At 68.4% G+C, this 21,044-nt stretch carries 20 protein-coding genes and 3 tRNA genes; 4 read left to right on the top strand and 19 right to left on the bottom strand.

The window, feature by feature from the left end:
* Nucleotides 1–85: 85 nt before the first annotated feature.
* From rpoB to JHN45_RS27705, 9 genes are all read right to left on the bottom strand, one after another.
* Nucleotides 86–3,571 carry a DNA-directed RNA polymerase subunit beta gene (rpoB, locus tag JHN45_RS27745; protein WP_200710702.1) on the bottom strand — a complete coding sequence of 1,162 codons (3,486 nt, stop codon included), beginning with the start codon at nt 3,569–3,571 and terminating at the stop codon, nt 86–88.
* Nucleotides 3,572–4,120: 549 nt separating this feature from the next.
* A complete protein-coding gene (gene rplL / locus JHN45_RS27740; protein WP_200710714.1) occupies nt 4,121–4,504 on the bottom strand; it encodes a 50S ribosomal protein L7/L12 in 384 nt (127 codons plus the stop codon).
* 124 nt (nt 4,505–4,628) lie between these two features.
* Nucleotides 4,629–5,159, bottom strand: coding sequence for a 50S ribosomal protein L10 (gene rplJ, locus JHN45_RS27735; protein ID WP_033279978.1), 531 nt, complete (start codon nt 5,157–5,159; stop codon nt 4,629–4,631).
* A gap of 533 nt (nt 5,160–5,692) precedes the next feature.
* Complete coding sequence (locus JHN45_RS27730; RefSeq protein ID WP_201051095.1) at nt 5,693–6,634, bottom strand: hypothetical protein; 942 nt, start codon at nt 6,632–6,634, stop codon at nt 5,693–5,695.
* A gap of 262 nt (nt 6,635–6,896) precedes the next feature.
* The gene (gene rplA, locus JHN45_RS27725; RefSeq protein WP_200710700.1) at nt 6,897–7,622 is read right to left on the bottom strand and encodes a 50S ribosomal protein L1; all 726 of its coding nucleotides are present in this window, start codon (nt 7,620–7,622) and stop codon (nt 6,897–6,899) included.
* A gap of 77 nt (nt 7,623–7,699) precedes the next feature.
* Nucleotides 7,700–8,134 (bottom strand): 50S ribosomal protein L11, encoded by a 435-nt coding sequence (gene rplK / locus JHN45_RS27720; RefSeq protein WP_019072313.1) that lies wholly within the window; start codon nt 8,132–8,134, stop codon nt 7,700–7,702.
* Nucleotides 8,135–8,302: 168 nt separating this feature from the next.
* Nucleotides 8,303–9,160: a transcription termination/antitermination protein NusG gene (gene nusG, locus JHN45_RS27715; protein WP_200710699.1), complete on the bottom strand. Its 858-nt coding sequence runs from the start codon at nt 9,158–9,160 to the stop codon at nt 8,303–8,305.
* 78 nt (nt 9,161–9,238) lie between these two features.
* Nucleotides 9,239–9,526: a preprotein translocase subunit SecE gene (gene secE, locus JHN45_RS27710; RefSeq protein WP_019055477.1), complete on the bottom strand. Its 288-nt coding sequence runs from the start codon at nt 9,524–9,526 to the stop codon at nt 9,239–9,241.
* Nucleotides 9,527–9,641: 115 nt separating this feature from the next.
* Nucleotides 9,642–9,714, bottom strand: a tRNA-Trp gene (locus JHN45_RS27705).
* Nucleotides 9,715–9,973: 259 nt separating this feature from the next.
* Between JHN45_RS27705 and JHN45_RS27700 the strand changes: the two genes are divergently transcribed.
* Nucleotides 9,974–11,200, top strand: a complete 1,227-nt coding sequence (locus tag JHN45_RS27700; RefSeq protein ID WP_200710698.1) for a pyridoxal phosphate-dependent aminotransferase — start codon at nt 9,974–9,976, stop codon at nt 11,198–11,200.
* A 129-nt stretch (nt 11,201–11,329) separates the two neighbouring features.
* Nucleotides 11,330–12,370 (top strand): adenosine deaminase, encoded by a 1,041-nt coding sequence (locus JHN45_RS27695; protein ID WP_200710697.1) that lies wholly within the window; start codon nt 11,330–11,332, stop codon nt 12,368–12,370.
* Here the strand turns inward: JHN45_RS27695 and JHN45_RS27690 are convergent.
* Nucleotides 12,351–13,016 (bottom strand): hypothetical protein, encoded by a 666-nt coding sequence (locus JHN45_RS27690; protein WP_201051093.1) that lies wholly within the window; start codon nt 13,014–13,016, stop codon nt 12,351–12,353. The two genes, JHN45_RS27695 and JHN45_RS27690, sit on opposite strands and share 20 nt — an antisense overlap.
* A gap of 36 nt (nt 13,017–13,052) precedes the next feature.
* On the bottom strand, nt 13,053–13,673 hold the full coding sequence (locus tag JHN45_RS27685; protein ID WP_201051091.1) for a TetR/AcrR family transcriptional regulator: 621 nt from the start codon (nt 13,671–13,673) through the stop codon (nt 13,053–13,055).
* 104 nt (nt 13,674–13,777) lie between these two features.
* On the opposite strand from JHN45_RS27685, the gene JHN45_RS27680 reads away from it, so the two are divergent.
* The gene (locus tag JHN45_RS27680) at nt 13,778–14,410 is read left to right on the top strand and encodes an NAD(P)-dependent oxidoreductase (RefSeq protein WP_201051089.1); all 633 of its coding nucleotides are present in this window, start codon (nt 13,778–13,780) and stop codon (nt 14,408–14,410) included.
* 19 nt (nt 14,411–14,429) lie between these two features.
* Here JHN45_RS27680 and JHN45_RS27675 read toward each other — a convergent pair whose 3' ends face one another.
* The 8 genes from JHN45_RS27675 to JHN45_RS27640 form a co-directional block, all read right to left on the bottom strand.
* Nucleotides 14,430–15,485 carry a UDP-N-acetylmuramate dehydrogenase gene (locus JHN45_RS27675; protein WP_201051087.1) on the bottom strand — a complete coding sequence of 352 codons (1,056 nt, stop codon included), beginning with the start codon at nt 15,483–15,485 and terminating at the stop codon, nt 14,430–14,432.
* 141 nt (nt 15,486–15,626) lie between these two features.
* Nucleotides 15,627–17,081 (bottom strand): DHA2 family efflux MFS transporter permease subunit, encoded by a 1,455-nt coding sequence (locus tag JHN45_RS27670; RefSeq protein ID WP_234468018.1) that lies wholly within the window; start codon nt 17,079–17,081, stop codon nt 15,627–15,629.
* 96 nt (nt 17,082–17,177) lie between these two features.
* A complete protein-coding gene (locus JHN45_RS27665; RefSeq protein ID WP_200710692.1) occupies nt 17,178–17,750 on the bottom strand; it encodes a TetR/AcrR family transcriptional regulator in 573 nt (190 codons plus the stop codon).
* A 202-nt stretch (nt 17,751–17,952) separates the two neighbouring features.
* Nucleotides 17,953–18,381 (bottom strand): MaoC family dehydratase, encoded by a 429-nt coding sequence (locus tag JHN45_RS27660; protein ID WP_201051084.1) that lies wholly within the window; start codon nt 18,379–18,381, stop codon nt 17,953–17,955.
* Between the two features lies 1 nt (nt 18,382).
* Nucleotides 18,383–18,835 carry a MaoC family dehydratase N-terminal domain-containing protein gene (locus JHN45_RS27655; protein ID WP_201051082.1) on the bottom strand — a complete coding sequence of 151 codons (453 nt, stop codon included), beginning with the start codon at nt 18,833–18,835 and terminating at the stop codon, nt 18,383–18,385.
* A gap of 91 nt (nt 18,836–18,926) precedes the next feature.
* On the bottom strand, nt 18,927–19,091 hold the full coding sequence (gene rpmG / locus JHN45_RS27650) for a 50S ribosomal protein L33 (RefSeq protein WP_003948671.1): 165 nt from the start codon (nt 19,089–19,091) through the stop codon (nt 18,927–18,929).
* 88 nt (nt 19,092–19,179) lie between these two features.
* Nucleotides 19,180–19,252: transfer RNA gene (locus tag JHN45_RS27645), tRNA-Met, on the bottom strand.
* Nucleotides 19,253–19,298: 46 nt separating this feature from the next.
* Nucleotides 19,299–19,371 (bottom strand) — tRNA-Thr (locus tag JHN45_RS27640).
* 268 nt (nt 19,372–19,639) lie between these two features.
* On the opposite strand from JHN45_RS27640, the gene JHN45_RS27635 reads away from it, so the two are divergent.
* The gene (locus JHN45_RS27635; protein WP_201051079.1) at nt 19,640–20,917 is read left to right on the top strand and encodes an amidohydrolase family protein; all 1,278 of its coding nucleotides are present in this window, start codon (nt 19,640–19,642) and stop codon (nt 20,915–20,917) included.
* Nucleotides 20,918–21,044 lie beyond the last annotated feature (127 nt).

Here is a 21,044-nt window from a genome sequence, read left to right as displayed (position 1 = left end):
ATCCCTCTCAGGGTTGTAAGTCTTGGGGTCTGATACGGGGGTCCTGGGGCCGGAGACCTGCGCGCGGCAGGTCTCCGGACTCCCGTCAGACCTCTTCGACGCTGCTCGGCTCGCGCCGGGACAGGTCGATGCCGAGCTCCTCCGCTGCGCGGAAGACATCCTCGTCGGTGTCACGCATCTCGATGGACATACCGTCACTGGACAGCACCTCCACGTTCAGGCAGAGCGACTGCATCTCCTTGATGAGCACCTTGAAGGACTCGGGGATGCCGGGCTCGGGGATGTTCTCGCCCTTGACGATGGCCTCGTAGACCTTCACGCGGCCGGTGACGTCGTCGGACTTGATGGTCAGCAGTTCCTGGAGGGCGTAAGCGGCGCCATAAGCCTCAAGCGCCCACACCTCCATCTCGCCGAAGCGCTGACCACCGAACTGCGCCTTACCACCCAGCGGCTGCTGGGTGATCATCGAGTACGGACCGGTCGAACGGGCGTGCAGCTTGTCGTCGACCAGGTGGTGCAGCTTCAGGATGTACATGTAGCCGATCGAGATCGGCTCCGGGAACGGCTCGCCGGAGCGGCCGTCGAACAGGTTGGCCTTTCCGGACGCCTGGACGAGGCGGTCGCCGTCGCGGTTCGGGATCGTGGCCTCGAAGAGACCGGAGATCTCGTCCTCGCGGGCACCGTCGAAGACCGGGGTCGCGACGTTGGTGCCCGGGGCGACCTGGTCGGCGCCGATGACCTGCAGGCGGCGCGCCCAGTCCTCGCTGAGTCCGGAGACGTCCCAGCCGCGGCTGGCGAGCCAGCCGAGGTGGATCTCCAGGACCTGTCCCGGGTTCATTCGGGACGGGACACCCAGCGGGTTGAGGATGATGTCGACCGGGGTACCGTCCTCAAGGAACGGCATGTCCTCGATGGGCAGGATCTTGGAAATAACACCCTTGTTGCCGTGACGGCCGGCCAGCTTGTCGCCGTCGGTGATCTTGCGCTTCTGCGCAACATACACCCGGACCAACTGGTTGACGCCGGGCGGCAGTTCGTCGCCCTCCTCGCGGTCGAAGACGCGGACGCCGATGACCTTGCCGATCTCGCCGTGCGGCACCTTCAGCGAGGTGTCGCGCACCTCGCGCGCCTTCTCACCGAAGATCGCGCGGAGCAGGCGCTCCTCCGGGGTCAGCTCGGTCTCGCCCTTGGGCGTGACCTTGCCGACGAGGATGTCACCGGCGACGACCTCGGCACCGATCCGGATGATGCCGCGCTCGTCGAGGTCGGCGAGGACCTCCTCGGAGACGTTCGGGATGTCCCGGGTGATCTCCTCGGGGCCGAGCTTGGTGTCGCGGGCGTCGACCTCGTGCTCCTCGATGTGGATCGAGGAGAGGACGTCGTCCTGTACGAGGCGCTGCGACAGGATGATCGCGTCCTCGTAGTTGTGACCCTCCCAGGGCATGAACGCCACGAGCAGGTTCTTGCCGAGCGCCATCTCGCCGAACTCGGTCGCCGGACCGTCGGCCAGCACCTGGTTGGCGACGACGCGGGCGCCCTCGTCCACGACAACCTTCTGGTTGACGGAGGTGCCCTGGTTGGAGCGGGAGAACTTGGCGAGGCGGTACGTGGTGTACGTGCCGTCGTCGTTGGCGGTGGTGATGTAGTCCGCGGAGACCTCCTGGACCACACCGTCCTTCTCCGACTTCAGGACGTCACCGGCGTCGACCGCGCAGCGGTACTCCATGCCGGTGCCGACCAGCGGCGCCTCGGACTTGATGAGGGGCACGGCCTGACGCATCATGTTCGCGCCCATGAGGGCACGGTTGGCGTCGTCGTGCTCCAGGAACGGGATCATCGCGGTCGCGACCGACACCATCTGGCGCGGGGAGACGTCCATGTAGTCGACGTCGTCACCGGGGACGTAGTCGACCTCGCCGCCGCGGATGCGGACCAGGACGCGGGACTCCTCGAAGCGGAACTCCTCCGTCAGCGGCGCGTTGGCCTGCGCGATGACGAATCGGTCCTCTTCGTCGGCCGTCAGGTAGTCGACCTCGTCGGTGACGACACCGTCGGTGACCCGGCGGTACGGCGTCTCGACGAAACCGAACGCGTTGACGCGGCCGTAGGAGGCGAGCGAGCCGATCAGGCCGATGTTCGGGCCTTCAGGGGTCTCGATCGGGCACATGCGGCCGTAGTGCGAGGGGTGCACGTCACGGACCTCGAAGCCGGCCCGCTCACGGGAGAGACCACCCGGGCCAAGAGCCGACAGACGGCGCTTGTGGGTGAGACCCGACAGCGGGTTGTTCTGGTCCATGAACTGCGACAGCTGGCTGGTGCCGAAGAACTCCTTGATGGAGGCGACGACCGGCCGGATGTTGATCAGGGTCTGCGGCGTGATCGCCTCGACGTCCTGGGTCGTCATCCGCTCGCGGACGACTCGCTCCATTCGCGCCAGACCCGTACGGACCTGGTTCTGGATGAGCTCGCCGACGTTGCGCAGACGACGGTTGCCGAAGTGGTCGATGTCGTCGGTCTCGACGACGATCGTCGTGCCGTTGTCACCGACGGTCTCGGTCTCGCCGGCGTGCAGCTTCACCAGGTACTTGATCGACGAGATGATGTCCTCGACGGTCAGCACACCGGCGTCCAGCGGGGCTTCGCCGCCCAGCTTCTTGTTGACCTTGTAGCGGCCGACCTTGGCGAGGTCGTAGCGCTTCGGGTTGAAGTAGAGGTTCTCCAGAAGCGTCTGCGCGGCCTCGCGGGTCGGGGGCTCGCCCGGACGCAGCTTGCGGTAGATGTCGAGGAGCGCGTCGTCCTGACCCTGGGTGTGGTCCTTCTCCAGGGTGGCGCGCATGGACTCGTACTCGCCGAACTCCTCCAGGATCTGCTCGGTCGTCCAACCGAGAGCCTTGAGCAGGACGGTGACGGACTGCTTGCGCTTGCGGTCGATGCGGACACCGACCATGTCGCGCTTGTCGATCTCCATCTCCAGCCAGGCACCCCGGGAGGGGATCACCTTGGCGGAGAAGATGTCCTTGTCGGACGTCTTGTCGATCGAGGAGTCGAAGTAGACGCCCGGCGAACGGACCAGCTGCGACACGACGACACGCTCGGTGCCGTTGATGACGAAGGTGCCCTTGTTGGTCATGAGCGGGAAGTCGCCCATGAAGACCGTCTGGGACTTGATCTCGCCGGTCTCGTTGTTGGTGAACTCAGCGGTCACGAAGAGTGGGGCGGCGTACGTGAAGTCGCGCTCCTTGCACTCGTCGATGCTGTTCTTGGGAGGTTCGAAACGGTGGTCGCGGAAGGTCAGCGACATCGACCCGGAGAAGTCCTCGATCGGAGAGATCTCCTCGAAGATCTCCTCCAGACCGGACTTGGTGGGGACGTCCTGACCCGACTCCAGAGCCGCCTCGACCCGACTCTGCCAGGCGGTGTTGCCGAGCAGCCAGTCGAAGCTCTCGGTCTGCAACGCGAGCAGGTTGGGAACCTCGAGGGGCTCCTTGATCTTTGCAAAGGAGATGCGCAGCGGGGCGGTGCTGGCGCCGTTGTTCATATTCGCGGTCGAGGCAGTGCGCGAGGCGGCCAAGAGGGGGTCCTTCCGAGGGCTCGGACTCACTACGCGCGTACCGGCCCCCCACTCGCGCACAGAGACAGAAGTCCCAGGTCAGGGACGATCCGATCGTCGGTGCTAAAGCGAGGGCATGCCCCTGGTGACGGGCAGGGAGCAGCTAACAGGCAGCGCAAAGGGTCAGTGTAGCCACTTGGCGCACTGATGTCCAGCCCCGCTTTTTTGAGACCCTCGTCGTGCTCAACACCCTCGGCAAGCTCACGTCCTCAACGCGTTGATACTGCCCACTTCGCCGCCGATCCATGCCTCGGATTCGGATCGTTGTGACGACGCGTCCTGAGAATTGCGCGCTGCGTGCGGTTCGTCAAGACCTCCATGGCCCACCCCACATGCCGCCAGGGTGCTCGGAGGCACGAAGAAGATCACCATACTCCGCGAACCCCTGGCCGCAAGGCTGCCGCTCACCCGACCCAGGAACGCCGAAGAGCGACCACCCAGATGGATGATCGCTCTTCAGTGCCTAGGCGTTACAAGGTCCTTGGGACCTCGTCCACGACCTGGAAGGTGTTACTTGACCTCGACGGAGGCGCCGGCGGCCTTGAGGGACTCGGCGGCCTTCTCGGCGACGTCCTTGGCGACCTTCTCGACGACGGGCTTCGGGGCGCCGTCCACGAGGTCCTTGGCCTCCTTCAGGCCCAGCGAGGTCAGCTCACGCACGACCTTGATGACCTGGATCTTCTTCTCGCCGGCGCCGGTGAGGATGACGTCGAACTCGTCCTGCTCCTCGACGGCCTCGGCGGCGGCGGCCGGACCGGCCGGACCGGCGACGGCGACCGCGGCAGCGGCGGTGACGTCGAACTTCTCCTCGAACGCCTTCACGAACTCGGAAAGCTGGATGAGGGTCATGGTCTCGAACTCGGCGAGCAGTTCGTCCTGGGTGAGAGCCACGATGGCTTCCTTCCACTAATTTTCGGCTGGTGCCGGTGTGTACATGTCTGGCGGGCGTACGTTCGGCCCGCTACGACCGTTGCCGTGCGGCGCGGAGCCTCAGGCAGCGGTCATGCTGCGAGCCGAATTACTCGGCACCGCCCTGCTCTTCTTGCTTGGCGCGAAGGGCGTCCACCGTGCGGACGAGCTTCGACGGGAGCGCCTGGAAGAGCTGCGCAGCCTGAGTCTGCTTGCCCTTGAAGGCACCCGCCAGCTTGGAGAGCAGAACCTCGCGGGACTCGAGGTCCGCGAGCTTCTTGATCTCGTCGGCGGACAGCGCCTTGCCGTCAAGGACACCGCCCTTGATGACGAGGTTCGGGTTGTCCTTGGCGAAGTCACGAAGACCCTTCGCCGACTCCACCGGGTCACCGGTGATGAAGGCGACCGCCGTCGGACCGTTGAACAGGTCGTCGAGCGTAGAGATCCCGGCCTCGTTGGCCGCAATCTTGGTCAGCGTGTTCTTCACCACGGCGTACTGGGCGTTCTCACCGAGCGAACGACGCAGCGTCTTGAGCTGCGCCACGGTGAGACCCCGGTACTCGGTCAGCACGGCGGCGTTCGAGTCGCGGAACTGTCCCGCGAGCTCGGCTACCGCGGCAGCCTTGTCGGGCCTTGCCATAGAGCGTCGGCCTCCTTCCGGGTGATGAGGACCGCTCAGAAGGGGCTGGGACAGAGAAAACGCCCCGGCGCAGGCGCACGGGGCGTAGCTCTACCGAAAACAACGTCTCCGGGAGCACATCCAGTTCACCTGCGCGGGTCGTCCACTGTTCAGCGGATCCTTCGGTCACCACACCCTGTGACAGGCACGGCAACGACCAGCGGTCTTTGGCTTCTCCAGAAGAGTACGGGACCCGTACACGCCCAAGCAAATCCGCCCGTACGGCTCAGCCCCGCGCGTCCGGAACCGCTTGGTGCGGTGGTCGCCGTCGACCCACATGTCCATGCCGCGCCGGTCCCGTTGGCGGTGAGGTTGTTCCCCAGGTCGCCCAGGGCGGACATGTCGAGCTTCAGCCAGTGCTTGCCGCCCAGTTCCTCATGCTCATGGCCGCGGCAGGCTTCGAGCAACCGACCACTCCCCCAGCGAGGAGCAGGACGGCGAGCCCGGCACCGGCCGCTCGTGAATTCCCTTGGCCCCAGGGCGAGTTGGGCGGCTCAGGAGCTGGTGCCCGACCCGGTCGCCGTGTCGGAGCTGCCCGGGGTCACACCCTGCTTCTTCAGCAGCGTCATGAAGTCCTCGGTGTCGCTCGCCGGGGGCACGGTGGCCTCGACCTTCACGCCGTAGTCGCTGTAGTAGGCGGTCTGGCTGTACTCGCCCGACGACATCTCGCCCTTCTCGACCTTCTTGACCAGCAGATCCTTGGCGTTGATCCAGATGTCGACCTGCTCCGTGGAGACACCGGCCGAGGTGAGCTGCTTCTTCAGGCCCTCGAGCTGGCTCGCGGTGAGGTTGGAGTTCTTCGAGGCGAGGTCGGCGACGTTCACCGTGCCCGAGTAGTGCGTGGTCTGCTGGCCGCGGACCGACTCCGTACCGACCTTCTTGACGTCCCCGGAGGCCAGCAGGAGCTTCACCGACTGGTTCGGGGTGGAGTTCTGCATCTGGTCCTTGAGGTACGCGCCGGAGCTGCCGCCGAGCTTGGCGAGGTCGTCGTACGCGTACTTGATCCAGTGCTTGCCGCCGGCCTGCGCGGCGAACTTCTCGCCCATCTTGGCGTAGTAGGCGTCGGGCAGATAGCGCGCCTCCATCGAGGTGCTGCCCGCCGCGCGCATCGCGTCGGCCATCGAGCCGCCGGTGTAGTTCATCGTGAGGGTGCCGCTGATGCCGTCGCTCCAGCCGAGGTTGCCCTTGGCGTCCATGGACATCAGGGTGCCCAGGACCGTCGAGGACTCGACCTTGGCGGAGTCGGCCTTGTCCGTGGACTGCTCGGCGGTGCGCAGGGCCGCTATGGGGCTCACATGGGTCGTGCCCTTGCCGACCGTCTTGTCGTCCTTGCCGGCGCCCCCGGAGGAGCCCGTGGAACTGCAGGCGGCCACCGAGGCCAGCGCGGTCCCCAACGCGATCGAGAGACCCATCCTGCGCACGGTACTGCTCTTCATCCGTCCCCCACCCCTAAGCGATTGCTGTGCCTGCCTCAAACGCTAGCGCAAGGCACTGACACCCCGTACGAAAGAGGACGAGCCCCGCACCTCGAAGGTTGCGGGGCTCGTCCAGTTCTGACGCGTACGCGACGCGGCTACCGGGGTGAGCGTTAGGGCCTGTCCGGCGGATCCTGTCGCAGACGCGGGGTCTGGCACGCACACCGGCGCTGATCAGTCACCGTTGCTTCTCTGCGACCTGATCCGCCGGACAGGCCCTGGCTCAGACGGCGGCCGGGTCCTCCTCGACGAGGAGGTTGCGGGTGCGGTTCGGGTCGAGCGGAATGCCGGGGCCGATCGTGGTGCTGATCGCGGCCTTCTTGATGTAGCGACCCTTGGCGGCGGACGGCTTCAGACGGAGGATCTCCTCCAGGGCCGCGCCGTAGTTCTCCACCAGCTGGGTGTCGTCGAAGGACGACTTGCCGATGATGAAGTGCAGGTTCGAGTGCTTGTCGACGCGGAACTCGATCTTGCCACCCTTGATCTCGGTGACAGCCTTGGCGACGTCCGGGGTCACGGTGCCGGTCTTGGGGTTCGGCATGAGACCACGGGGACCGAGCACGCGGCCGAGGCGGCCGACCTTGCCCATGAGGTCCGGGGTGGCGACGACGGCGTCGAAGTCCAGCCGGCCCTTCGCCACCTCGTCGATGAGTTCGTCGGAGCCGACGATGTCGGCGCCCGCGGCGGTCGCGGCCTCGGCACGGTCACCGGTCGCGAAGACCAGGACCCGGGCGGTCTTGCCGGTGCCGTGCGGGAGGTTCACGGTGCCACGGACCATCTGGTCGGCCTTGCGCGGGTCGACACCCAGACGGAAGGCGACCTCGACGGTGCCGTCGAACTTGGAGGTGGAGGTCTCCTTGGCGAGACGCACGGCCTCGAGCGGGGCGTAGAGCTTGTCCCGGTCGATCTTGGCGTCCGCAGCGCGGAGAGACTTGCTGCGCTTGCTCACTACTGCTCCTGTTGTGTTCTGAGGAGTCGTGGTACGGACCGAGCAGGTCCCACCACAATCACTTCTGCGGGTGAAGGTCAGCCCTCGACCGTGATGCCCATGGAACGGGCGGTGCCGGCGATGATCTTCGACGCGGCGTCCAGGTCGTTGGCGTTCAGGTCGGGAAGCTTGGTCGTGGCGATCTCGCGGACCTGCGCCTGGGTGATCTTGGCGACCTTGGTCTTGTGCGGCTCGCCGGAGCCCTTCTCGACACCCGCGGCCTTGAGGATCATCTTCGCGGCCGGCGGAGTCTTGGTGACGAAGGTGAAGGAGCGGTCCTCGTAGACCGTGATCTCCACCGGGATCACCCAGCCACGCTGCGACTCGGTCGCCGCGTTGTAGGCCTTGCAGAACTCCATGATGTTGACGCCGTGCTGACCGAGCGCGGGGCCGACCGGCGGGGCCGGGTTCGCCGCACCGGCGTTGATCTGGAGCTTGATAAGCCCCGTGACCTTCTTCTTCTTGGGAGGCATTGCTCTCTCCGGGTCCTAGTGAGAGTGTTCGGCCGCCGTCCGGTTAATCCGGATGGAGGCATACCGCACAACGATAACGGGTATCCATGTGCGGCCAAAAACCGAGCAGGTCAGAGAGGCTTTTGACAGCCCGTCTGACCTGCTCGGAAGACGTACGTCCAGGGAGAACTAGTTCTTCTGGATCTGGTCGAAGGAGAGCTCGACCGGCGTCTCGCGGCCGAAGATCTCGACGAGACCCTTGACCTTCTTCGAGTCGGCGTTGATCTCGTTGATGGTCGCCTGCAGCGTCGCGAACGGGCCGTCGGTGACGGTGACCGAGTCGCCGACCTCGAAGTCCAGCACCTGGACCTCGACCTTGCGCTGCGGAACCGGCTTGCCCTCGGCCTCGGCGGCCTCGCGGGCGGCCTTCTCCTCGGCCTCCGGGGCGAGCATCTTGACGATCTCGTCCAGGGTCAGCGGGTACGGGTCGTAGGCGTTGCCCACGAAGCCGGTGACGCCGGGGGTGTTGCGGACGACGCCCCAGGACTCGTTCGTCAGGTCCATGCGGACCAGGACGTAGCCCGGGAGCTTGTTCTGCTTGATGGTCTTGCGGTCGCCGTTCTTGATCTGGACGACCTCTTCCTGCGGCACCTCGGCCTGGAAGATGTAGTCCTCGACGTTCAGCGAGACGGCGCGCTGCTCCAGGTTGGTCTTCACGCGGTTCTCGTAGCCGGCGTACGTGTGGATGACGTACCACTCGCCGGGCAGGAGACGCAGTTCCTCGCGCAGGGCGACCACCGGGTCGACGGGCTCGGCCGGTTCGGCCTCTTCCTCGTCGTCCTCGGCCGTGTCCTCGTCGTCGAGATCCTCGGTCGCTTCCGCGTCCTCGTCCTCGACGTGCAGGGCGGCTTCCTCGGCGGGCTCGCCCGCGTCGGCGTCCGCAGCCTCGACCTCGTCCAGGTCCTCGTCCGCGCCCTCGACGATGTCGAGTTCGTCTTCCACGGACTCGTCCGGCTCGACGGCCTCGTTCAGCTTCGGGTCAGACACGGTGGCTGCTTCTTCCTGGATACATGGGGGTGGAACACGCGAAAGGGGCGCCGGTCAGGGCGCCCTTCGCTTCCGGCCTCAGCCGAAGACGTACTTCGCGGCGTGATTCAGTCCGTAGTCAATCACGGTCACGAGACCGATCATGATGACGACGAAGACGATCACGACGGTCGTGTACGTCGTCAGCTGGTTGCGCGTCGGCCAGACGACCTTGCGGAGTTCCGCGACGATCTGGCGATAGAAGATGCCGAGTCGCTTCAGCGGGCCCTTCTTGGCGCGCTTACCGCCCTTGCGGGCCTTCTTCTTGGACTCCGACACCTCGTCCTGGGCATCAGGCATGTCGATGGAGCCCACGGCGTCCGCCATTCATCCTCACCTGTTCCCGGGTCGTGGCCGTGCCGCGCCCGGTCTGAGCCGCACGGCGGTGCATTGCTGTACGTACATGCGCTGCGCACACATCTCTTGGTGAAGGTGTGTGTAGCAGGGCCGGAGGGACTTGAACCCCCAACCGCCGGTTTTGGAGACCGGTGCTCTACCAATTGAGCTACGACCCTTTGTGACATCCCCAACGTACCGCATCCACCCGGGTGCTCGGTGTGCACCAAGTAGGGCGCGGCTGCTGAAGGCCAACGAGGTAGGAGTGTACGTGCTCCTGGGGCGGCCGTCGAACAGAAAGTGCCTGTACGGGGATTGCCGACGGAAGATCGCCCAGGCGGGAGCGGGAATCCGGACGGTTGTTCAATGCCCGCCCGATCCTGTTCAGTCTGTGAAACCGGTGTGCCGGGCGGGTTTCCGGTCTGAAACGATGGGCCCATGAGCGCCTCAATCCCTCCCACCGAGCGCCGGGTCTCCGCCCGAGTCGGCGCGATCTCCGAGTCCGCCACCCTCGCCGTGGACGCCAAGGCCAAGGCCCTCAAGGCCGCCGGACGTCCGGTGATCGGCTTCGGCGCGGGTGAACCGGACTTCCCGACTCCGGACTACGTCGTCCAGGCCGCGATCGAGGCCTGCTCGAACCCCAAGTACCACCGCTACACCCCGGCCGGCGGTCTGCCGGAGCTGAAGGCCGCGATCGCCGCCAAGACGCTGCGCGACTCGGGCTACGAGGTGGACGCCTCCCAGATCCTGGTCACCAACGGCGGCAAGCAGGCCATCTACGAGGCCTTCGCCGCGATCCTCGACCCGGGCGACGAGGTCATCGTCCCCGCGCCGTACTGGACGACGTACCCGGAGTCGATCCGGCTCGCGGGCGGTGTCCCCGTGGACGTCGTCGCCGACGAGACGACCGGATACCGCGTCACCGTCGAGCAGTTGGAGGCGGCCCGCACCGAGAACACCAAGGTCGTCCTGTTCGTCTCGCCGTCGAACCCGACCGGCGCCGTCTACAGCGAGGCCGAGGCCGAGGCGATCGGCCGCTGGGCCGTCGAGCACGGCCTGTGGGTCATGACGGACGAGATCTACGAGCACCTCGTCTACGGCGACGCGAAGTTCACCTCGCTGCCGGCGATCCTCCCCGAGCTGCGCGACAAGTGCATCGTGGTCAACGGCGTCGCCAAGACGTACGCGATGACCGGCTGGCGGGTGGGCTGGATCATCGGCCCGAAGGACGTCGTCAAGGCCGCGACCAACCTCCAGTCGCACGCCACGTCGAACGTCTCGAACGTCGCCCAGGTCGCCGCGCTGGCCGCCGTCTCCGGTGACCTGACGGCCGTGGCGGAGATGCGCGAGGCCTTCGACCGCCGCCGTAAGACGATCGTGCACATGTTGAACGAGATCGACGGCGTGCTCTGCCCCGAGCCCGAGGGCGCCTTCTACGCCTACCCGTCGGTCAAGGCGCTGCTCGGCAAGGAGATCCGCGGCAAGCGTCCGCAGGACTCGGTCGAGCTGGCCGCGCTGATCCTGGAGGAGGCCGAGGTCGCGGTCGTCCCGGGCGAGGCTTTCGGGACCCCCGGTTACCTGCGGCTGTCGTACGCCCTGGGTGACGAGGACCTCGTCGAGGGCGTCAGCCGCATCCAGAAGCTGCTGGCGGAGGCCACGGACTGAGTTTTCGTACCTCCACGCGTGCGTGCGGGCCGTTTCCCTCCGGGGAGGCGGCCCGCTGCTGTGTGCGAGCAAGACCACTATCGGGGAAAGTGGTACCGGCACGGCGGGAACGTACGGCAGGATTCCCGGATGGAGCGTGTACGTGATGTCTCTGAACTGCCGAAAGCCCATCTGCACCTGCACTTCACCGGGTCGATGCGGCCGACCACCGTGCTGGAGCTGGCCGACAAGTACGGCGTACGCCTGCCGGACGCCCTGACCGACGCGCTGACCAGCGGGGAGCCGCCGAGGCTGCGGGCGACGGACGAGCGGGGCTGGTTCCGTTTCCAGCGGCTGTACGACGCCGCGCGGTCGTGCCTGCGGGAACCCGAGGACATCCAGCGCCTGGTGCGCGAGGCCGCCGAGGAGGACGTCAGGGACGGCTCGGGCTGGCTGGAGATCCAGGTGGACCCGACGTCGTACGCGCCGCGCCTGGGCGGGCTGATCCCGGCGCTCGAGGTCATCCTCGACGCGGTGGAGACGACCTCCCGCGAGACCGGGCTGGGGATGCGGGTGCTGGTCGCCGCGAACCGGATGAAGCACCCCTTGGACGCGCGCACGCTGGCCCGGCTGGCGGTCCGGTACGCGGACCACGGAGTGGTCGGTTTCGGCCTCTCGAACGACGAACGCCGGGGTATGGCAAGGGACTTCGACCGGGCCTTCGCGATCGCCCAGGAGGGCGGCCTCCTGTCGGCCCCGCACGGCGGCGAACTGGCGGGCCCGGCCTCGGTGCGCGACTGCCTGGACGACCTGCACGCCACCCGGATCGGCCACGGCGTGCGCGCGGCGGAGGACCCACGGCTGCTGAAGCGCCTCGCCGACCGGGGCATCACCTGCGAGGTGTGCCCCGCGTCGAACGTGGCCCTGGGCGTCTACGAGAAGCACGAGGACGTGCCCCTACGGACCCTCTTCGAGGCCGGCGTCCCCCTGGCGCTGGGCGCCGACGACCCGCTCCTGTTCGGCTCCCGGCTGGCGGCCCAGTACGAGATCGCCCGCCGCTACCACGCCTTCTCGGACCGCGAACTGGCCGAACTGGCCCGGCAGTCGGTACGCGGATCAGCGGCCCCGGAGGACATGAAGACCAAGCTGCTGTCGGGCATCGACGACTGGCTCAGCGCCCCGGTCTCTTGAAGTGGGTGTAGGGCGGATACGGCTTGAAACAGATCGCCACCTCGGGGTAGCGCCCGCTTTCCGGGTCGGGGGCCAGCTCGCCGACCAGGCTGGCCATGCACGCCGAGTGCCCCTTGACGACCCGCTTCTCGCGCGGCCCCCAGCCGGCCGCGAAGGCGAAGCAGGTGGAGACGGACGCGAGGACGTCCCGACCGCCGATGAGGAAGTACGTCCGCGCGTACGTGGTGTGCCGCAACTCCTCACGGTCGTACGGCCGCTCCAGCCACGCGCGCGCGTGCCGCTCGGTACGTGCCTCGTCCGTGCCCACGGTGAGCGGTGTGCCGTGCCTGAGCGCCCGCCGCAGCTCGGGCCACTTGGAGGGCCGCAGCCCCGCCTCCGGGTGCGCCAGCACCAGGTCGACGAGCTCCCCGCACCCCTCGTCGGGCGGCACGCAGTCCCGCAGCGGAACGTGCACGATGGTGTGCCGCGAGTGGGCGGCGAACGAGAACAGACCGGCCAGCCGATTCAGCCCGTCATGGTCCCCCATGAGCATTCCGTACGGCGCCGGGTCGCGCAGTGAGGTGTGGCGCAGCGGTGTCCTGGGCTGCACGACACGGTGTTCGCGCGGACCGATCCTGGGTCTGAACTGCGTGAGTCTCAGCTCCACTTGGCGTGCCTCTTGGTGTGCCTCATACGCCAAGGATCACGGCCCGGAGGGGCCCTCGGCAACGGAGATTCCGCCCAGCAGCGTCCTGGCGATGCGTGGCGCGAACTCGTCCACGGGCGGGCGTACGCCGGTCTGCGTCGCCTCGTAGGCGAACACGCGCTGTGCGCAGGCGCCGAGGAGGAGGGACGCGGCGGCGAAGGTGTCCACGTCGCGGCGGACGCGGCCGGCGGTCTGTTCGGCGCGGAGGTAGGCGTCGAGGGCCTCGATCGGCTTGTGGGGGCCGGAGCCGAGCTGTCGCAGCGCCTCGTCGTGGCGTCGCTTGAGCTGGGTCTCGGCGTACAGGGAGGCCGCGATCGGGAAGCTCTGCTCGTAGAAGAGGGCCGCCTGGCGGGCGATCTCGGTGAGGTTGTCCTCCAGGGAGTGCTGTCCGGGCTCGGCGGCGAGGCTGTACAGCAGCGGGGTCAGCTGGGGCAGCCGTTCGGAGAGGACGCTGATGAACAGCTCCTCCTTGCTTGCGAAGTACTTGTAGAGGGCGGCTTCGGAGCAGTCGGCGGCCTTCGCGATCTCCTTGGTGGTCGCACGGGCCAGCCCGACGGTGAACATCAACTCGTGGGCGGCGTCGAGGATGCGGACCCGGGCGGGCTTCGAGGATTCCATGACGGGTCCGTTCGGGCTTGACGAGTGGGTGAGTGCTTACTCACTCTAGAGGGAGGTAGGGGTGAGTGAATGCTCACCCACCTCGTGAGGCTGAGGAGCAGGCCATGAAGCTCACCGTTTTCGGTGCCACGGGAGGCATCGGTCAGGAGATCGTCCGCCAGGCGCTGGCCTCGGGTCACCAGGTCACAGCGGTCGTACGCGACCCGGCCGGGATGACCGTGCGGGGCGAGGGCCTGGAGGTGTTCCGCGCGGACCTCACCGACCCGGAGGCGCTGCGCCCCGCGGTCGCGGGCCGGGACGCGGTCCTCTCGGGGCTCGGTGCCCGCAGCCGCAAGGACGCCGGGGTCGCGACCCGGCTCACCCGGACGGTGCTGGCGGCCATGGAGGCGGAGGGGGTGCGCCGGGTGCTGGTGGTGAGCGCCGGTCCGGTCGGCCCCGAACCGGCGGGCGCGGGCCTCCTCGACCGCACCGCGCGCGGGCTGATCTCGGCGCTCCTGAAGGACGTGTACGCCGATCTGCGGGAGATGGAGGCGGAGTTGGCCCGCAGTACGACCGACTGGACCTCGGTCCGCCCACCGCGCCTGCAGAACAAGCCGGTGACCGGCACGTACCGCACGGTCGTGGGCGGCTTCCCGGACAAGGGCCGGTTCATCGCCCGCGCGGACGTGGCCCACGCGATGCTGGCGATGACCGACGACCCGGGGACGGTGAAGCAGGGGGTGGGGGTGGCCTATTGAGCCCCTCCGGAGGGCGCTGTCAGAGGCTGACGCCGACCGTCACCGGCTCGTTGACGAGGGTGATCCCGAAGGTGTCGTGGACGCCGGTGACGACCTCGCGGGCCAGGGCGAGCAGGTCGGCGGTGGTCGCCTCGCCCCGGTTGGTGAGGGCGAGGGTGTGCTTGGTGGAGATGCGGGCGGGCCCGCTGCCGTACCCCTTGGTGAAGCCCGCCTTGTCGATCAGCCAGGCGGCGGAGGTCTTGGTGTGCCCCTCCCCCGCCGGATAGGCGGGCGGCTCCGCGCCTTCCCCGAGGCGCTCCCGCACGCGCGCGTGGAACGCGGTGAACTGCTCCTCGGTGAGGATCGGGTTGGTGAAGAAGGAACCGGCCGACCAGGTGTCGTGGTCCTCGGGGTCCAGGACCATGCCCTTGCCGGCGCGCAGCGCGAGGACGGTCTCGCGGGCCTGCGCGAGCGGCACTCGGTCGCCGGGCTCGACGCCGAGGGCGCGGGCCGTCTCGGCGTACTTGACCGGCGCCGACAGCCCGTCCGCGTCCTCCAGGCGGAAGCGGACGCGCAGCACCACGTAGCGCTCGGGCTCGGCCTTGAAGCGGCTGTGGCGGTACGAGAAGGCGCACTCCTCGTTGGTGAGGGTGACCGTCGCGCGGGTGGTGCGGTCGTAGGCGACGACCTCGGTGATGGTGGCGGAGACCTCCTGGCCGTACGCCCCCACGTTCTGGATCGGGGTCGCGCCCGCCGAGCCGGGGATCCCGGCGAGGCACTCGATTCCGGCGAGTCCGGCCTCCACGGTGCGGGCGACGGCGTCGGTCCACACCTCGCCGGCGGCCAGCTCCAGCCGTGTGCCGTCGAGGGCGAAGCCGCGGGTGGCGATGCGCAGGGCGGTGCCCTCGAACCCCTTGTCCCCGATGACGAGGTTGGACCCGCCCCCGATGACGAGCAACGGCGTCCCGGTGTCGTCGGCCGCGCGGACGGCGTCGATCACCTCGGCGTCGGTGCCGGCGGTGATCAGACGGGTCGCGGGACCGCCCAACCGGAAGGTGGTCAGCGGGGCGAGGGGAGCGTCGTGGAGTTCCTGCACGGGGCCAAGACTACGAGACGGGACCGACAACGCCGGGCGCGGTGGGGTGGCGCGCACGCGCGCGTGGGGCCCCACCGGTGTTGATGGGGCCCCACGCGCGCGTGCCGGTTGTTCGTTCTCGGTCGTGCCGGTTGTTCGTTCTCAGCGGCCGGCCGGCTCCATGACCGTCTCGGACCCGGCGCTGTCGGCCGACTCGGCCACCTTCACCAGCTCCGCCGCACGGCGCCTGGTCGGGATCAGCAGGGTCGCGATCCCGGCGAGAGCGACCACCCCGGAGCCCGTGACCAGCGCGGGCTTCAGTCCGTCGACGAAGCTCTGTCCGGTCTCGTAGCCGCCCTGCGCCGAGAAGATCGACGCCATGATCGCGATGCCGAGGGCGCCGCCCACCTCGCGGAGCGCGTTGTTGGCGCCGGAGGCGATGCCCTGTTCCGACGGGCGGACGCTGGACATGACCAGGTTGGCGGCCGGTGCGAAGAACAGGGCCATGCCGATCCCGCTGAGGATCAGACCGGGCAGCTGGGCGGCGTAGGAGACGTCGGTGGTGACGATGTACGCCATGTAGCCGAGACCGGCGGCCTGGAGGAAGAGGCCGGCGGCGACGACCGGGCGGCCGCCGACGCGGTCGGACAGGATGCCGGCGACGGGTGCGACCAGCATCGGCATACCGGTCCAGGGGAGCATCCGCAGGCCCGCCTCGGTGGGCGAGTAGCCGAGGACGCCCTGCATGTACTGGCTGAGCAGGAAGATCGACCCGAACATCCCGAGGAACATCAGCAGGCTCGCCGCGTTGATCCCGGAGAAGGCGCGGGAGCGGAACAGCCGCATCGGGAGCATGGGGTTCTTGGCGTTGACGCTGTAGATGATGAAGCCGACGAAGAGCGCGCCGCCCGCGAAGAGCCCGGTGAGGACGAGGGAGCTGGCCCATCCGTCGGCGGGGCCGCGGACCAGGCCGTAGACGATCCCGAAGAGGCCGCCGCTGACGAGCAGGGTGCCGGGGAAGTCGAGCGGGGCGCCGGTGCCATGGGACTCGGAGAGGCGGAGGCGGGCGAGCGGGATCAGGGCCAGGCCGAGGGGGACGTTCAGCCAGAAGATCCAGTGCCAGGAGACGTGTTCGGTGAGGCTGCCGCCGATGAGCGGTCCGGAGGCGACGGCGAGTCCGTTGACGGCGCCCCAGATGCCGTAGGCCATGCCGCGCTTGGCTGCGGGTACGGCCGCGGTGAGCAGGGTCAGTGTCAGCGGCATCATGATCGCCGCGCCGACGCCCTGGACCGCGCGGGCCGCGATCAGGGAGTCGATGCCGGTCGCCATGGCCGCGGCGGCGGAGGCGCCGGTGAATATGGTGATGCCGACGAGGAAGAGCCGGCGGCGGCCGAACCTGTCACCCAGGGCCGCGCCGAACATCAGCAGGACGGCGAAGGTGAGCGTGTAGGCGCTCACGGTCCATTCCAGGTCGCCCAGCGCGCCCCCGAGGTCCTTGCGGATGGAGGGCAGGGCGGTGGTGACGACGAGGTTGTCGAGGGCCGCCATGAAGCCGGCGACGCTGGTGATGACGAGGGCCCAGACCATGCCCCCGCGCGGTGCGGTCTGTTCTGACATCGCTCCCCCAGTGTGGGTGATCGCTACCGATGATTAGTTATTGATGACTAACTTTTACGCTCATGAAAAGGCGCGGAATCCGCCTCTTGCCCGCCGCTACGACTTCTCCAGCCGACCGGTGACACGGGCCTCCGGGTACATCCCCTCCCAGACCCTGTGCTCGGGCGGGAAGCCCATGGCCGCAAGGGTGTTGATCAGCATTCCGTGCGCCATGAAGGTCGCGGTGTCGTTCACATCCGCCCCCATGGACAGATGCACGATGTCCCAGAGCCGCAACCAGCCCTTGCGTACGGCCTCGCCGAACTCGTGGTCGCCCTCCGCCTCGGCGGCGGCCACCGTGATGTACGTCTGCATCTGCATCCGGAGCTTCTCGGGATGCTCCGTGATGAGCCGCACGTAGGCGTCGGCCATGGCGTGCACGGCCTCTTCGCCCTCCAGCCCCTCGGACGACTCCTCCATGACCCGGCACACGTCCTCGACACACCTGAGCGCGGCCGCCGCGAACATCGCCTTCTTGCCCGGGAAGAGCCGGAAGAGATACGGCTGCGAGACACCGACCCGCTTGGCGATCGCCTCCGTGGAGGTGCCGTAGTACCCCCGCTGCGCGAACTCGGCGATCGCCGCGCGGACGACACTCTCGCGCCTCTCTTCTGCGCTCATCCTGACCATGCGAGAAAGTTAGTACTCAATCACTAACCAAGTCAAGAGGTGGTCTGGGAGGAGTTCCGGGCGGGCTGTGCGGGTCGTTCGATGTGCGGCACGACACACGCGCCGGGCCGCCGGCGTCACTACCGGTGACCGAAGTCCGCCGGGGTCGGCCCAACCGTAAGGGGCGCCCGCAATGGCGGACGCCCCTTACCTCGGCTCGAGTTCACGCCAGTCGTACAACGGCTCGTGACATCCCGAGCACCTTCTGTCCGGCGCTGGTCGCGGTGAGGTCCACGCGGACCGTGTTGTCGTCGAGCTTGGCGGTGACCTTGGCGCCGACCTCGACGGTGGCGCCCTGGTCGTCGTTCGGAACGACGACCGGCCTGGTGAAGCGGACGCCGTACTCGACGACCGCGCCCGGGTCGCCGACCCAGTCGGTGACCACCCGGATCGCCTCGGCCATGGTGAACATGCCGTGTGCGATGACGTCCGGGAGTCCGACCTCCTTGGCGAACTTCTCGTTCCAGTGGATCGGGTTGAAGTCCCCGGAGGCACCCGCGTACTGGACGAGGGTGGCGCGCGTCACGGGGAAGGTCTGGGCCGGCAGCTCGGTGCCGACCTCGATGTCGTCGTACGCGATCTTCGCCGTCATGTCAGTTCCCCTCCGCCGCGCGGGCCACGAGCTTGGTCCAGGCGGTCACCACGTGTTCGCCGACCTCGTCGTGGACCTCACCGCGGATGTCCAGGATGTCGTTGCCCGCCAGCGACTTGATCGCCTCGATCGTGGAGGTGACCGTGAGGCGGTCGCCCGCGCGCACGGGGCGGACGTAGACGAACTTCTGGTCGCCGTGCACCACGCGGCTGTAGTCGAGGCCCAGTTGCGGGTCCTGGACGACCTGTCCCGCGGCCTTGAAGGTGATGGAGAAGACGAAGGTCGGCGGGGCGATCACATCGGAGTGTCCGAGCGCCTTGGCGGCCTCCGGGTCCGTGTATGCCGGGTTGGCGTCCCCCACCGCCTCCGCGAACTCACGGATCTTCTCCCGGCCCACCTCGTAGGGGTCGGTGGGCGGGTAGGTCCGCCCCACGAAGGACTGGTCGAGCGCCATGACTCGGCACCTCCTGATGTGTCTTGCTCCGCTGAATAACGACACGAGGCCGCCCCCAAAATGCGGGGGCGGCCTCGTGTACGAGCCTGATTTATCGCGTTTCGCGGTGCGCGGTGTGCGCATTGCAACGCGGGCAGTGCTTCTTCATCTCCAGTCGGTCCGGGTTGTTACGCCGGTTCTTCTTGGTGATGTAGTTCCGCTCCTTGCACTCCACGCAGGCCAGCGTGATCTTCGGGCGGACGTCGGTGGCAGCCACAGGAGTGCTCCTTGACGAACGGATGGGACTATGAACGCATAACAGAGTAGCCGATCGAAGGACCGACCCCGCAATCGGCTACTGTCAGTAGCGGTGACCGGACTTGAACCGGTGACACAGCGATTATGAGCCGCTTGCTCTACCGACTGAGCTACACCGCTGTGATGGGATTGGTTCCAACCTTGCGGCAGGAACCTCTCACACCAGAGCCCCAATGCGGAATCGAACCGCAGACCTTCTCCTTACCATGGAGACGCTCTACCGACTGAGCTATTGGGGCGAGCGATGAAGACATTACACGCTCCGCCGCCGTTCACCCAAATCCGTTTCGTGGCACCGCTCCAGCCCCTTCCACGGCCCTCCCAGCGGCCTCGGGACCCCCTCCCGTACGGGGGACCACACCGGTACGACTATTGCGCTCCTCCCGGCCGCGAGCGGATCACCGCCCTAGGCTCGACTCACTCTGCGTGATCTTGCGCCCCTCTGCGCAGCCACCTGCCGTGAGCCCCCGAAGCCGAGCCCGCGAAGCCCTGAGCCCCTGGAGCGCGATGCCCGACAGCCAGCCCCAGCCGTCCCACTCGTCATCGGGTTCGTCGGGTTCCTCGGGCTCGTCGGGACCGGCCGACCCGGCCGCGCTCCTGTTGTGCGGGGCCCGGCTGACCGACGGCCGGACCGTGGACGTACGGCTGGGCGGCGGACGCATCGAGGCGGTCGGCACGGCGGGCAGCCTGGCGACGGACGCCACGCGCGCGTGCGGCGCGCGCGTAGACCTCAGCGGCTATCTCCTCCTCCCTGCCCCGGCCGAGCCGCACGCGCACAGCGACACCGCGCTGTCGGCCGAGAACGGCGGACCGGCCTCCTACGACCCCCAGGACGTCCAACGCCGCGCCACGGAGGCCGCGTTGCTGCAACTCGGGCACGGGGCGACGGCGCAGCGGGCACACGTGCGCGTGGGGGACGTCCAGGGGCTGGGCGCGCTGGCCGCCGTACTGCGGGCGCGGCGGGCGCTGCGCGGGCTGGCGGAACTGACGGCGGTGGCGATGCCCCGGCTGCTGACCGGGGTGGCTGGGGCGGACGGGCTCGCGATGCTGCGGGACGCGCTGAAAATGGGTGCCTCCGTAGTGGGCGGTTGTCCAGATCTGGACCCCGATCCGACGGGGTACGTGGAGGCCGTCCTGGAGGTCGCGTCCGAGCACGGCTGCCCGGTCGACCTGCACACCGACGCCGCCGACCCGACCCGGCTGGCCCGGCTGGCGGCCGTGGCGGGCGGAATGCGGCCCGGGGTGACGCTGGGCCCGTGCGGCGGCCTGGGGCGGCTGCCCGCGGACACGGTCACCCGGATCGCGGACCAACTGGCCGCGGCCGGTGTGACGGTGGTGTGCCTGCCGCAGGGCGGCTGCGGCGGCGTCGACCGGCGGGGCACGGCTCCCGTACGACTGCTGCGTACGGCCGGCGTCCAGGTGGCCGCGGGCAGCGGCGCCCTGCGTGACATGTCCAACCCCGTGGGCCGCGGTGACCCCTTGGAGGCGGCCTACCTGCTGGCCTCGCGGCACGGGATGCGGCCCGAGGACGCGTACGACACGGTGAGTGCGTCGGCGCGGACGGCGCTCGGTCTGCCCGAGGTACGGGTCGAGGCGGGATTTCCGGCCGAACTGCTCGCGGTGCGCGGCGACCGGCTCGCGGGCGCGCTCTCGCTGGCGTACAGCCGGATCGTGGTGCACCGGGGGCGCGTGGTGGCACGGACGAGCGCGGTGCGGGAGTACTGCAACACGGCTGCGGGCGGAGAGTTGGGGCTGCCGCGGCAGGGGCGGGGCGAGCTGTCGTGAGCCTGGTCGGGGGCGGGACGCGGTGCTTGAGCTGCCCGACGTGACCCGAGGCGGAAGCGGGGCGGGGTCCGTAAGCCGTTCGACGGGACCGGAAGCAGGGGCTGGGCGCGGTGCGTGAGGCGTTTGG

The organism is Streptomyces sp. MBT53 (genome assembly GCF_016654115.1).
In the GTDB taxonomy this organism is placed as follows: Bacteria; Actinomycetota; Actinomycetes; order Streptomycetales; family Streptomycetaceae; genus Streptomyces.
Note: the sequence above shows the minus strand (reverse complement) of the source record. Positions and strands in the feature narration are given on the sequence as shown.

Bases quoted from the DNA above. Each gene is read 5' to 3' on its own strand.
- rplJ (WP_033279978.1), bottom strand. From the start codon at position 5,159: ATGGCAAGGCCCGACAAGGCTGCCGCGGTAGCCGAGCTCGCGGGACAG.
- JHN45_RS27730 (WP_201051095.1), bottom strand. From the start codon at position 6,634: ATGAAGAGCAGTACCGTGCGCAGGATGGGTCTCTCGATCGCGTTGGGG.
- rplK (WP_019072313.1), bottom strand. From the start codon at position 8,134: ATGCCTCCCAAGAAGAAGAAGGTCACGGGGCTTATCAAGCTCCAGATC.
- secE (WP_019055477.1), bottom strand. From the start codon at position 9,526: ATGGCGGACGCCGTGGGCTCCATCGACATGCCTGATGCCCAGGACGAG.
- JHN45_RS27700 (WP_200710698.1), top strand. From the start codon at position 9,974: ATGAGCGCCTCAATCCCTCCCACCGAGCGCCGGGTCTCCGCCCGAGTC.
- JHN45_RS27695 (WP_200710697.1), top strand. From the start codon at position 11,330: ATGGAGCGTGTACGTGATGTCTCTGAACTGCCGAAAGCCCATCTGCAC.
- JHN45_RS27685 (WP_201051091.1), bottom strand. From the start codon at position 13,673: ATGGAATCCTCGAAGCCCGCCCGGGTCCGCATCCTCGACGCCGCCCAC.
- JHN45_RS27680 (WP_201051089.1), top strand. From the start codon at position 13,778: ATGAAGCTCACCGTTTTCGGTGCCACGGGAGGCATCGGTCAGGAGATC.
- JHN45_RS27670 (WP_234468018.1), bottom strand. From the start codon at position 17,081: ATGTCAGAACAGACCGCACCGCGCGGGGGCATGGTCTGGGCCCTCGTC.
- JHN45_RS27665 (WP_200710692.1), bottom strand. From the start codon at position 17,750: ATGGTCAGGATGAGCGCAGAAGAGAGGCGCGAGAGTGTCGTCCGCGCG.
- JHN45_RS27660 (WP_201051084.1), bottom strand. From the start codon at position 18,381: ATGACGGCGAAGATCGCGTACGACGACATCGAGGTCGGCACCGAGCTG.
- JHN45_RS27655 (WP_201051082.1), bottom strand. From the start codon at position 18,835: ATGGCGCTCGACCAGTCCTTCGTGGGGCGGACCTACCCGCCCACCGAC.
- JHN45_RS27635 (WP_201051079.1), top strand. From the start codon at position 19,640: ATGCCCGACAGCCAGCCCCAGCCGTCCCACTCGTCATCGGGTTCGTCG.